The sequence below is a fragment of the Rhizobacter sp. genome (genome assembly GCA_021153565.1).
Classification (GTDB): Bacteria; Pseudomonadota; Gammaproteobacteria; order Burkholderiales; family Burkholderiaceae_C; genus Albitalea.
In genome coordinates this window covers 1-12,269 of the sequence record JAJKJU010000231.1, presented here as the reverse complement: position 1 = coordinate 12,269, position 12,269 = coordinate 1, and the positions used below count along the sequence as shown (strand labels likewise).

Below are 12,269 nucleotides of genomic sequence, written 5' to 3'. Positions count from 1 at the left end.
CCCGGGCCGCAGTGAGACTTCCGGCACGAAAAATCATCCGCTCAGAGGCACGCTCAGCCGCTCACACCGGTGATGCGCAGCTTGCAGCGTATGCCTCCAGGCAGGGTCTGCCGTCCATTGGGCAATTCAAGGTGAACCCCGAAGGTCCCCGCAGCCGAGTCGATGACGCGATCCACCGTCTTGACGCGAGAAACGATCTGTGCCTGCGCACCGACATTGAAGGGCGCCTCGGGCAAGACCACTGCAGCGCTGCCAACATGCACCTGCGGGAAAAAACGATAGGGCACGATGGAGCGCACCGCCAAGGGATTTGTCTGGGCAATTTTCAGAATGGGCTTCTTGCCATCGCCGCTGTCCACCAAGGCACCTGGATACAGAAACTGCTCCATCACCACGCCATCAAAGGGGCTGAGGATGGTGCGCCGGTGCAGTTGGTCATACGCCTGCCTCGCCTCCAGCCTGGACAGTTCTGCGTTTTCGCGGGCAGCGAGCAACTCGGTCTGGGCCTGCTTGTATTCAGCCGCCGCATCGTCACGCGCCTGAGCCGAGACGAACTCCTCCTTGAAAAGCTCCTCCATTCGCCGGGCCTTGGCCTCGCTGGCTGCCACCTTGGCCTGTGCCTGGGCCAGCGTGCCGGTGGTCTGCGCCTTGTACTGAGCAGTGGCCGCTGCGCTGCTTTCAACGCTGGACTCGATCGTCACCAGCAGATCGCCTCTGCGCACGGTCTGGCCGCGGGTCACGTGCACCTTCTCCAGCAGTCCCACCACCGGGCTGCGTACCTCTACCGTCTGCACTGGCTCAATCATGCAGTCGAAGTCAGCTGCCCCTGCGGCCGCCCACCATGCCCCAAGCACGCCAAGGGTCAGGCAGCGGGTCAGGCAGCGGCGCAAGGCCCCCTTCTTCATGCATCGTTTCATCGCATTCATGTCAACCTTCCAGCAAATCCCAAGGTGCGGTGGAGTTCTCTGTCCTGCTTGAGCGTATGCATGCGCGCGCGCAGGGCCTGGGCCTCGGCGCGCGCTTGAGCGCGGGCCACCAGCCATCGCAACAGCCAGCGCTGCGGCAGGCCGCGCCCGGCCGACAGCAAGCTCCGCTGCCAAGCTGGCAGCGGCTTGAAGAGGCCATCCACACTGCAGACAATGGCCCTTGCCGTCCCCGTGTCACCTTGTCGGCCCGCCCTCCAGAAGAGCTGCCTGTCCACGCGGGGCGATTCATGGAACTCGGTCAGGATGACGTGCAATCCGCCAGACTCGCGGGCCGCTGGGGTCAGCTTGATATCGGTACCTCGCCCAGCCATGTTGGTGGCGATGGTGATGCGACCTGGCTGCCCGGCCTCGGCCACGATGCTTGCCTCCTCAGCGTCCTGTCGCGCGTTGAGCACAACATGGTCCAAGCCCAGGCTCTCGAACTCGCGCGCCACGCGCTCCGAAGCCTCGACGCTGCGCGTGCCCACCAGCACAGGCTGGCCGCGCAGTGCAGCTGCCTTCGCGTCTCGGGCCACGGCCTGCCAGCGCGCATCATTGCCGGACCAAAGCTGATCGGGCAGGCGCTGCCGGCGCGACGGCCGGTTTGGTGGGATGCGGCTGACACCGAGTCCATAAACCCGCCGCATCTCGCGGGCCGATTCGGCGGCCGTCCCCGTGAGACCGGACAACAGGTAGTAGCGGCGAAAGAATCGCTGAAAGGTCATGCGCGCCAGCGTGTCTCGGCCTTGAGTGGTCTCCAGCCCTTCCTTGACTTCAATGAGCTGGTGCAAGCCTTGTTCCCAGGCACGGTCGGCCATCACGCGCCCAGTGGATTCATCAACGATCTGCACCTTGCCTTCGGCAAGGATGTAGTGCTGATCAAGCTGAAACAGATGCAGCGCCGAGAGCGCCTGACGCAGGATCATTTCGCGCCAGGAGCGTGATGACCAGACTTTGGCTACACCTTCGGGAAGTGGGGCGCAGGCCGCCAAGGCAGCCGGCATCAGGTCCACCTGACGCTGTGCGTTGATTCGAAAGTGCGTGCCGATCTCCAGGCTTCGCGCCTGGGAGATGGCCCAGCGCAGGAGCTCGTTTTCGTGCAAGCCGGGTGCCTCGCGCGAAAGAATCATGGGCGTGCTGGCCTCATCAATCAGCACGCTGTCGGCCTCGTCGACGATCGCGAAATGCAGCGCAGGCAACAGAGGCAGCCGCCCTCCCCCTTCGCCATGCTCAAGGCCGAGCTGCTGCAAATGGCCGACGCTTGCCGGCAAGAGCCCGTGGCCATCCAGACGATCTTTGAGATAGTCGAAGACCAACTCCTTGCCCGCCACATAGCAAATTGGATGGCGATACGCCGATCGCCTGTCATCATCTTCCATGCCGCCAATGACAGAGCCCGCCGACAGGCCGAAGTAGTTGAACAGGGGCTGCATCTCTTCGCAGTCGCGCCTGGCCAGATAGTCATTGGTGCTGACGACATGCACGGCGGCTCCCGTGGCGGACATGGCGGTGGCAGCCATCGCCGCCACCAAGGTCTTGCCCTCGCCGGTGTTCATCTCTGCGAGCCGCCCGCTGAGCAACACTTCGGCCCCGGCGACCTGCACTGGATGCGGCCTGAAGCCAAAGCAGCGCAGGCAAGCCTCGCCGATGCAAGCCATGACCCTCGCGAGCGGGGAACCGGCTTGCACGCTGAGACGATCCAGCGCGGCCATGGCCTGCACGGCCTCGGTGAACTGCTGCCGCAAATCAGCATCGCCCAAAGCCTGCAGCGACTGGCTTGCTTGCGCCACCACGGCACCCATGCGCTGCGTGGAAGACACGGCCACCCGCCGCACAGAGAAATAGGCAGCGGCACTGGCGGCCAGACGTTCTATCCACTCATCGCCGCCATGGGCGCGCTCGTCGCGCAGGGTGTCTGAGCGCCGGAATCCAACCCCGGCCAGACGACGCGGCAAAGTGCCATCGAAGCGCAAAGACTCAGCTGACATTCACAGACCCATCTGCGCAAGGAACAGCTGGCGCAGCCGCAATAGCCACTGCCATCCCAGTGGCGTTGGCCCCAGGTCGAAGCGCACTTGGCACCGATTGCCGAAGACCTGGCTTTGCGGTGTGCGGTCCAGCAGCAGTTCGAGATCGAAAACCCGGTGCAGTGGCTTGGTGCCTTGCGAATCCTGTGGATCAACCGCGATCTCACCACCGCCGGATGTTCCCAGCGCGGGCGAAACCAATTGCTGCTCCCCGCCGCTCAAGGCTCGGTGCAGGTGCGCGGCAATGGCCGCCTGGTATGGCAAGCGCACCTCGGCACGGATGCCGTCGGCTCGCGCACGCCGGGCGATCAGGTCCATGTCCTCCTGAGTCACCGCCACGCGCACCCGATCACTGGGTCGGTCAAGCACATAGCCCAGCACCTCCCCGCGCTTGACGTAGCGGCCTGCGAGCGAGGTGGGGCCCTGGGGCAACCAAGCTCCATCCGCCGCTGCGGCGGGACGCAATTCCTGGTAGCGCCGCAACTGCTCCTGCCACTTGGCACGCCGTCCTTCGAGCTCGGCGCGAAGATTCTGCGCCTTGGCCGGATCGTCCACCTCAGCCTGGCGCAACTGGGCTTCGACCAGCGCCATGTCGGCAGCAGCCGCAGCCAGGTCAGAGGCAATGGACATGCTGTCGAGCTGCAGCAGCGGCTGGCCGCGTCGTACCGCTTGGCCTGCCGCAGGGGGCGACCAGGTTTCACCCTCTTCCGCTGAGCCTGCCACATGGGCACTCACCGGCGCCCGCACCAGCGCCTCGTCCGGCATCCACAGCACACCCTGGTGCACGGCATAGAAAGGCATTGGCACCGCGAACAGCAGCACGCTCACGAGCGCAAGCAGCAACAGCAAGCGACGCTGCGCCCAGTCGCGTCGGCTGGCCAGGGCGGCACTCTCGCGGACGTGCTTCCAGGCACGCCTCATCGGTGTCGCCAGACTGCTCCATGCCCCTGCCATGGCCAGGACCGCACCCACCCAGAAGTACTGCCCGGCAATGAACCAGATCAGGCTGATCGAGACACTGAGCCGATACAGCGGCGCGATGCCGCCGTAAATCAGCAGCCACCAGCGCTCTGCATGCGCCCCCACAGGCTCATGCGCCTCGGGCGAGCCCAACAGGTAGCGGTCCACCAGATAGGTCCAGTACTGCGTGCAGCGCTGCGTCAAGTTGGGAATCTCGATGATGTCGCTGAGCGCGTAGTAAGCGTCATAGCGCATCAGCGGATTGCCGTTGACCACCAGCGTGGAGAAGCCGGCAATGAGCACCACGTTGTAGGCCACCGCCGTGACCACGCCCGCCTGAGCGCTCAGCCAGACATAGAGCGCCAATGCGCCGAGCACCAATTCAGCCATGATGCCCGCGGCCGCCACGCCCGCACGCTGCCATTTGGATTCGAAGCGGTAAGACGACGTGGCGTCCACGTAAGGCACCGGCGTGAACATGATGAACATCACGCCGATCTCGCGCACCGTACCGCCCCAAACCTTGACCGCCAAGCCGTGGGCACACTCGTGCACAGCCTTGGCCAGTGGATACACCAGCCACAGCACGGCCAAGTTGCTGGCCGAGAGCACGCGGTCGGAAAGGTTCTGGGTCAGAGCGTTCCAGTGCTGCCATGCCGAGGCCACCGCCGGGGTGACCAACACCAACCAGAGGGCAAAGGATGGCCACGAGAAAATCCGGCGGGCCAAGTGCACATGGCGCTCGAACCAGGCATCCGGAAACAACAGCGGCAGCTTGATGCTCATGGGGTTGAGCCAGCTCTGGCGCAATTCCGCACGGCGCTGACGGCGATGCCGCTCGAACACCTCTTGGGCGTCGGGCGAGACCTGGGACTGCAGCAGATCATTGCTGTGCAGCGAGCCCAAGAGGTGCACCAGTTCATGCTGCGTGATGGCGGCGTGGTGTTCATCGTGCCCGCCCAAGGTCACAGCCTCGGCCCAGACCTCGTCGAGCGTGCGCTTGCCGTCCAGCAAGGACACCACTTCCCATACGGGCAAGGACAGGCGGTGGAAACGCCCGGTCAGCGCGTCCTGCAGCAGCACCCATGTATGGCCGCGCAGCCGGCGAAACAGCGGCTTGACGCCCTCGCGCAGACGCGGGCGCAAAAAGCGCACGGCATGCCAATGCTCAGAAAACAGCGTTGCCAAGGTTCACCACCAAGTCCACCACTTCATGCGCAACCAGTCGATCGAGCTGCGCGTCCAGATGGTCAGCAAATTGGCCCGGCCGACCGTGATCTTGCCAACCCCTTGCATGCCGGGGCTGAGCGTCGGCACGGGCCCGAGCCAATCGGCCTCAACCCGGAACCCATTGCTGCCCTCTTGCACACTGGCCGTGGCCGTGACCAAACTGACCCGGAACGGGGACGTCTGCTGGGGTGCGCCAGCCAAGCGCAATTCACCACCCAGCCCGGCGCGAATGCGGGCGATGTCGTGGTCGGCCACGTGCAGCACAACGCGGTACTGGTCAACCGCAGCGATCTCGAACAGTTGTTTGCCAACCTCCAAGGGTGCACCGAGATGCTGGTCCCAGTCGCCGCTGACCACCAGTCCATCAAGCGGCGAAAGGACCGCTGCACGGGCCAGCTTGTTTTCAACCAGGCCCAGCTGGGCCTGGGCCTGCTGAACCTGTGCCGCCGCCTGCGCCACCGCTGGGGCGTCGTGCTCAGCCATCGCCTGACGCAGCTTGCCGCTGGCCTGCTCGCGGTCGCTCAGGAACTTCGCTTGCTCAACCTTGAGCTCGCGCGTCTCCATGTCCAGCAAGTGCTGGCCTTCGTGAACGCGCTCGCCGGGGCGCGCCCGCACGTGGGCGACAAAACCTTCGAACGGTGCAGTCACCAGCTGACGCGTTTGCCCCTCGATGACCAGTGGTGCCGTGACGCGCTCGTCAAAGGGCAAACCCAGCAGCAGCACGGCCGCCAACAGGCTGCCCGCGGCTGCGAGCTTCCAGCGCAGGTGCCCTTGCTCACCATCGCGGCCAAGCTGGCGCACAGCATGAACCACTGCATCCCATCCATGCTGCCAAAGCGCACGCTCGGCCAAGCGCCATTGGCGCAGCAGCGGCTCTGCCAGCGACAGACTGCTGCGCAGCACGCGCAGCAGTTCTTCGCTCAAGGCCGCCGCCTCGCCATGCACCACCAACACGGCCGTGGCCCGCCCTCGGGCCAGCACCGGCAGTGCCCGCCACCCCAAGCCTTGCACCTCGGACAAAGCAAGCACGGCACGGCTGGCTTGTTCGGCGGCCTCCAACACGGCGGGCGCAGCCTTCTGTGCCCAGGCCGTGTCAGATCCCACCCACCACCGGGGCGTGGCGCCCCGCACCTCGAACAGCGCCAGGCTCACGCCCACCGTGTTGGCGCTGCCAACGGCTGCCAGTTCACGCGCCCAGGCGGCGCTTCGATTGACCCAATCCTGTGCCGCCGCATGCGCACGATCTTGCGAGGACACGTGCCCCAGCACCTCAAGCAGACGTGCCGTGCGCAACAGCGCCGTGTGATGGTGCTCTGTCAGCGACCACTGCAAGCTCGCGAGTGCCAGCAGAACCGCTTGCACGATGCGCTCGCTGTGCGGGGGCGGCAAGCACAACCCGACGATGGCTGACTGCCCCTGGCCATACTGGATGCGTACCGCCATGATCAGGTGGCCAGCACCGCCCTTGGCATCCGTGGCAATCTGGCATCGCTCCAGCGCCACGGGTTGCTCGGCGCTGACTCTCGCCTGCAAGGCGGGCCACAACGCCGCCAGTGCCTCGCCCAACCCCGGCGGAAACGGCAGCGTGGCCCCTGCCTCACCCTGCAAAGCGACCGCTGTGCATCGCGTCCCCGCCGCTTCAAGCCTTTGGCGCCAAGCCTGCAGCATGGGCGCCAGAGTTTCGTCTGGCGCCGGCGCAGCGAATTCCCCGGCCTGCGGGTCGTCCGGTATCGCGCTCACGGCACACTCACCGGCACATTGGCGCCTTCGCGGTTCTCGGGCCGCGTGGCACCTATGGGCTGCAGCTTTAACTGCGGCAGCTCCCTCGGGTGCAGGATGTCGTCGGGCAACTCCATGGGTTTTTCCAAGGGAGTGAGCAAGGCATCCAGGCGCTCCAGCTCGACTTCGTCCAACTGCCCCGCCGCCCCCTTGAGCTTGAAAAAAGCCAACCAAGCGTCATAGCGGGCCTTGGACAGATCACGCTGTGCTTCGAACAACTTGGATTGGGCGGCCAGCACCTCGGAACTGACCTTCATACCGACCTCATAGCCGCGCTGGTTGGCGCGCAGGGCCACCGCCTGCGAGTTCACGGCAGTGGTCAAGCCCTTGGCCTGGCTGATGGCGCTGAGTGCGGCCGAGAAGTTCTGCCGGACGTTCACCGCCAGGGTACGGCGCGCGCTTTCCAGATCGGCCTGAGCCTTTTGCTGCAAGGCGAGCGCTTCGCGCTGCTTGCTGTGCAGGGCGCCTGAAGCATAGAGCGGTATCGTCAGCGTGACACCCATCTGGATCTGCTCGGCAGAACGCTTCTGCGTGCTGGTGACCGAACCGGTTTCCGAGGTCTTGGTGTAGCCATAGGAGGCGTCCAGCGTGGGCGCGTGGGCCATGTCAGCCTTGCGCGTCTCCTGCCGAGCCGCCTCAAGAGCCCATTGCGCCTGCCTCAGCGCCGGGCTGGCGCTGTGGGCGTCCGCCATCCATTCCGGCAAGCCGGCCGGGTCAAGGCTGGGCACGGCATCACTCTTGAGTTCGCGGCCCAGGAGGGCTGGCGCTTCCCGCCCAACCAAATCAAGAAAGAGCTCATGCCTCAGCGACAGATCGGCCCGCGCCGCCGTGACCTGCGCCGCCACCATATCGGCCTTGGCCTGTGCATCACGAACGTCAGTGATGGCCACCGTCCCCACCGTGAAACTGCGCTTGGCCTGGGCCAACTGTGCAGCGGTGGATTCTTGCTCGCCCTGAAGATAACGCAGCGTGTCGCGCGCCTTGAGCAGTTCGAAGGTTGCTTCAACAAAGCGCTGCAGGGATTCGATGCGCGTCTGCTCTGCCTGCACGCGGGCCTGCTCGCTTTGCGCCTTGGCCTGCTGCAGCTGTGCCGTCAAGGCAGGCTTGTAGATCGGCTGATTGAACTGCAGTGCTGCCTGGCGGGTGTTGAACGCCCGAGGATCTGGCGTGGTGATGTTGGTGGGCTCGTAGTACTGCGACCGGCTGCTGTTGACCGTGAGATTGGCCGTCACCCCGAAAGCAGCGCGAGCCTGGTCCTCGCGCTCGCGGGTGGCCTGATGCTGCGCCCGCGCGCTGGCCAGCGCAGGGTCAGCCGCATCGGCCCAGCGGTATAGATCCAGCAGTGATTGCGCCTGGGCTGTGCCACTGTGTATCAAAGCGGCGAAGGCGGCCGTCAACAGCCGGCCCGCGCAGACAGGAAATGAACGATTGAACACTGTCACGAGGGTCTTGTGCGAGCAGCTCCACAAGGCGCGGTATCGCGCCGTCCGTCCAAACGCAGTGGACACTTGGTCGTCTCTGCAGAACCACAATCCGCATGAATGCTGCAAGCCATCACCCCATCCCCCCAGCCAGCTTGCCTTCGCAAACTTCTCCAACTCCAGCAGCATGGCATCACTGAGCACGCTGCTGCCGGCCTGGTCGTCTTCCTAACAAATTCATTCCCAATTTGCAGATCACGTACTGCGACCCATCGCTTTCCTTTTACCCAGAATGGGTGTCTTCTCACGGAGTCAGGCAGCAGTACAACTTGTCTTGCAGGTATGGGCCGGAGGCACCGTCCATACCGGGTGTTCCTGGCCCTTTGTTTGTCACTGAGGAGCATGGGGCGCCACCACATCCGCCACCGGCTTGATCCGATCCGCCTCCAGATCCTGGTTGCCAAGGGCAAGAATCTTGAGCAGCGCGCTCGTTGCTTGGGTATCCTCGAAAGATGCAACGTCTTGCAGCACGGCCTTGGCCTCGCCGTTCTGCGTGATGACCAAGGCTTCGCGCTGCTCGGCCAGATGCTTTAGCACCTCTGCAGCGTTGGCCTTGAGATCTGATGGGTTTGACTTGAAATGAGTAGCGCATGCGTTGCCCCATGGATCCAAATGAGACCACATATAGTCCTTTATAGGTCTACACACAATCGCAGACTTGACTGCGAGCGCCGCCAACGCCAACGCCAACGCCAACGCCAACGCCAACGCCAATGCCAACGCAACGGCGCGTCCGCGGCACCTGCCCAAGCTCACCCCGCCGCCCCCAACCAGCTTGTCTTTGCAAACTGCTCCAACTCCAGCAGCAAGTCATCACTGAGCACACTGCTGCTGGCCTGGTCGAGCCACTGTCGATGGGCGGTGCGTCGTCGAAGAAGGCACGTGCCTACGCGTTGATGCTGGCGTCGGTGACGGCCTCGGCACTCGCTCGCACGGTGTAGCTCACATAGCCCTTGTTGGCCTTGCCGCTCGCATCGGGCAGCAGCAGGCCGCGGGTGGCGTCGTGCAGCACTTCGCCGGTGTCGGGGTCGATGGCCTGGATCAGCCAAGTGGCAATGCGGGCCTGGGCATCAATGCCTGCGCTCACACGCAGCACGAAGCCTTTGTTGCCGGTGAAATTGAAGTCGCCCTGGAAGACCGCCTGATCGCCCGGCACATGGATGTTGATGTCGCCGATCTTCAGGTCGTTCAAGCGCAGGCTGCGCGGGTCGAGGTCGGCATCGGACGATGCGCAGCTCGCCCACCGGGTGTTCGGTGGGGTTGCTGAACGACACCGTGTACGGCAGCGCGTAGTCGGCCGGCACGTAAGACGTATTGCCTCCCGTGAGCACGGTCTGTGGCCCTTGCACGGACACGGCAACCTGGGCGTTGGCGGCGGGCTGCGCAGCCTGCTGCAGGTACTGGGTGAGGTTCAGGGCCTGCGGGCCAACGGGGCCGAATTTCTCGTCGAGCACGCCGATGTGACGCAGGTATTCGAGCTCGGCGGTACCGCCGGCGAACACGTCAAAGCTGATGAAGTGCGTGTCTTGCGTGGCGTGCTGGTCATAGTCGGCCGGCTTAGGGGCCACTGGAACTGGCACTGCCACATCGCCGTCATCGCTGTGGCGTACTTCCGAATACTCGACCGGCGCATGGGCAGCCGTCGGGTCGCCGGCCCAGCGGGCGGTGTCGCCATACCACTGCTGCACCGGTGAAGAAGCCCAGCGAGTCAGCGCCTGGGTGCGGTAGCTTTCACCGCCCTTGCACAGCAAGATGCCGGTGGCCAGCGTCGCGTTCAGGCTCATGACCTGCGGTTGCAGACGGATGGGTGGCGCCTCATCGGCAGGCCGCAACAGGCCCGACGCTTCCAGCGCCAGAACGGCCATCCTTGCCGACGCCAGCGCCCCCAGCGCCTTCGAGCAGGTTCTGGCTGTTGCCCATGTCACGCAGTGTGGCCGCCGTGCCGGCCTGCGCCTGGCGCGCGCGCACCAGCACGTAGTAGTCACCCGCCTTGGTGGTGGGAATCAGCACCTCTTGGTCGGGTGAGGCTTGCTGTAGGCCGCGTCGAAAGCGTAGCCCGTGGGGATGTCGCCGTAGCGCACGTACAGCTCGCTGGCGCCATCGCTCGCGGCAGAGTCGAGCGATGGCTTAGGCGTCACCGCAGCTCGCGCAACAGCTTGGATGTTTGACTGCGACCTTGAGCAGGGTTCTTGCAGCCCCCGTCGGCTCACGGCGACCTTGTTCCCAGTCCTGCAGCGTCCGCGGTGAGACTCCAAGGAGTTTGGCAAAGTCTTGCTGTGAGAGGCCAATGTTGGCGCGTGCTTCGGCGGCTGCAGGCAACTTGACCTTGGTGACTCGCCCGGCTTTGCCGCGGCGCATTTGCTTTACTGACTCCAGCAGATCCTTCTGAAAATTCTCCATCTCAGAGGGCATCTTGAATTCCTTTCTTCAGTTGCTCCAGGTGCGTGTACCGGTCAATCCGCACAATGGCTTCGAGAATGTGCGCCAAGTAGTCGCCCAGACGCTGCTGATCGCGACTCATACGGGACGAGCCTGCGCAAGCACCAATGCCCGGAATCTGTCCGGCAATGCATTAGGGGTCAGCACATCTACCGGCACGCAAAGCAGTTTGCTCAGCTCGTGACGGATCGCACCAATGTCAAACAGGGTCGTCTCCGGCGTCGGATCGATGAGGATGTCCAGATCGCTGCTGTCCGTGTCTTGACCATGCACGACAGAGCCGAACACCCGGGCGTTGCGAGCACGGTGGGACTCGACAATGCGCCGAATCCCAGCACGGTTCAAATCCAGGGCTTCAGAGGGCTTCATGTGCGTTCTCCCAGGAGGTGTACCCGGTTGATGGTAAAGCAGCTCACCCCCCGCCGGCCCAAGCTCACCCCGTCACCCCCAGCCAGCTTGCCTTCGCAAACTGCTCCAATGCCAGCAGCGAGGCATCGCTGAGCACGCTGCTGCCGGCCTGGTCGGCGTCTTCCTCGTCCTGCGCGGTGCGAGGCGCCGGCGCGACGGAGAAGGTCAGCAGGCCGGCCTCCTGGGCCATGGGGCCGACGACGATCTGGGGCGGCGTGGCGCTGGTCGAACCGGTCGTGTTGGTGCCGGTAGCTGCCGTGAAGCTGACGTAGGGGTTGTCGCTGACGTTGGCGTCAGGCAACGCCGCCTCATTGGGTGACGCATGTCTGATCGAGCGAACCTGCAGCACCAGCGTGCCGGTGTAACCCAGCGGTGGCACGAGGCTGAGCTGGGCGATATTCCAGCCCGTGAGGTTGGCCACGCTCGCTTGTTCGGTGACGGTGAAGCTGCGGCTGCCGTCGCTGAGCACGCTGCCCAGGGGCAGCCCGGTCATCACCAACGCCGCAGCGCTGCCGACTTGCGGGCTGGCCTGCGCCGCGCTGGCCTGCGCCGCGCTGGCTGGCGTTGACACGGCTGTGGTGGTGAGGCTTGCGGCCTGCGCCGTGGTGCCGGCGTCAAGCGTGACGCTGTCGGGTCGCCAGTAGTGGTTGGCATTGATCTGGATGCCGGAATTCCAGTCCTTGACGATCACGTTGCCGTTGATCTGCCCTCCTCCGCCGTTGACCTGTGCTCTTGGAGCGAGGATGGTGCCGACGACGCCGACGTTGTTGAAGTTGAGCGTCTGCGCCTGGCTGAAGTTGAACAGGGTGTTGTAGGCGGCAAATCCGTTGGGCGTGCCGCCGGTGAAGCCGGCTGCGCTGCCGGTGACGTTGACGATGACGGTCTGCCCGGGGCTCAGGTTCGCAAAGCTGCTCCAGTTGGCACTCATCAGCTCGGCGCCGCTGAGGTTGAAGACCTGCACGGCGGACGTGCCGTCGCCG

General features: G+C 64.7%; 12 protein-coding genes and 1 pseudogene. All 13 read right to left on the bottom strand.

Annotation, left to right across the window (positions count from 1 at the left end):
* Positions 1 to 53 precede the first annotated feature (53 nt).
* Positions 54 to 926, bottom strand: a complete 873-nt coding sequence (locus AC30NL_RS14760; RefSeq protein WP_489464754.1) for an efflux RND transporter periplasmic adaptor subunit — start codon at positions 924 to 926, stop codon at positions 54 to 56.
* Complete coding sequence (locus tag AC30NL_RS14755) at positions 923 to 2,953, bottom strand: preprotein translocase subunit SecA (protein ID WP_489464753.1); 2,031 nt, start codon at positions 2,951 to 2,953, stop codon at positions 923 to 925. The genes AC30NL_RS14760 and AC30NL_RS14755 overlap by 4 nt, the downstream gene beginning before the upstream one ends.
* Complete coding sequence (locus AC30NL_RS14750; protein WP_489464752.1) at positions 2,954 to 5,140, bottom strand: site-2 protease family protein; 2,187 nt, start codon at positions 5,138 to 5,140, stop codon at positions 2,954 to 2,956. It abuts the gene before it with no gap.
* A 3-nt stretch (positions 5,141 to 5,143) separates the two neighbouring features.
* The gene (locus AC30NL_RS14745; protein ID WP_489464751.1) at positions 5,144 to 6,922 is read right to left on the bottom strand and encodes an efflux RND transporter periplasmic adaptor subunit; all 1,779 of its coding nucleotides are present in this window, start codon (positions 6,920 to 6,922) and stop codon (positions 5,144 to 5,146) included.
* On the bottom strand, positions 6,919 to 8,469 hold the full coding sequence (locus tag AC30NL_RS14740; RefSeq protein WP_489464750.1) for a TolC family protein: 1,551 nt from the start codon (positions 8,467 to 8,469) through the stop codon (positions 6,919 to 6,921). Before AC30NL_RS14740 ends, AC30NL_RS14745 begins: the two co-directional genes overlap by 4 nt.
* Before the next feature lie 303 nt (positions 8,470 to 8,772).
* Positions 8,773 to 9,034: pseudogene (locus tag AC30NL_RS14735) on the bottom strand (type II toxin-antitoxin system Phd/YefM family antitoxin).
* A gap of 294 nt (positions 9,035 to 9,328) precedes the next feature.
* Positions 9,329 to 9,538, bottom strand: a complete 210-nt coding sequence (locus tag AC30NL_RS14730; protein ID WP_489464749.1) for a hypothetical protein — start codon at positions 9,536 to 9,538, stop codon at positions 9,329 to 9,331.
* The gene (locus AC30NL_RS14725) at positions 9,513 to 10,307 is read right to left on the bottom strand and encodes a hypothetical protein (protein ID WP_489464748.1); all 795 of its coding nucleotides are present in this window, start codon (positions 10,305 to 10,307) and stop codon (positions 9,513 to 9,515) included. The genes AC30NL_RS14730 and AC30NL_RS14725 overlap by 26 nt, the downstream gene beginning before the upstream one ends.
* Positions 10,258 to 10,452, bottom strand: a complete 195-nt coding sequence (locus AC30NL_RS14720) for a hypothetical protein (RefSeq protein ID WP_489464747.1) — start codon at positions 10,450 to 10,452, stop codon at positions 10,258 to 10,260. Before AC30NL_RS14720 ends, AC30NL_RS14725 begins: the two co-directional genes overlap by 50 nt.
* Positions 10,446 to 10,580: a hypothetical protein gene (locus tag AC30NL_RS14715; protein ID WP_489464746.1), complete on the bottom strand. Its 135-nt coding sequence runs from the start codon at positions 10,578 to 10,580 to the stop codon at positions 10,446 to 10,448. The genes AC30NL_RS14720 and AC30NL_RS14715 overlap by 7 nt, the downstream gene beginning before the upstream one ends.
* A complete protein-coding gene (locus AC30NL_RS14710; protein ID WP_489464763.1) occupies positions 10,570 to 10,800 on the bottom strand; it encodes a helix-turn-helix domain-containing protein in 231 nt (76 codons plus the stop codon). The genes AC30NL_RS14715 and AC30NL_RS14710 overlap by 11 nt, the downstream gene beginning before the upstream one ends.
* A 159-nt stretch (positions 10,801 to 10,959) precedes the next feature.
* Positions 10,960 to 11,250 (bottom strand): nucleotidyltransferase family protein, encoded by a 291-nt coding sequence (locus AC30NL_RS14705; RefSeq protein ID WP_489464745.1) that lies wholly within the window; start codon positions 11,248 to 11,250, stop codon positions 10,960 to 10,962.
* Between the two features lie 64 nt (positions 11,251 to 11,314).
* Positions 11,315 to 12,269: choice-of-anchor A family protein (locus AC30NL_RS14700; protein WP_489464744.1), on the bottom strand; the 955-nt coding region annotated here is incomplete at its 5' end.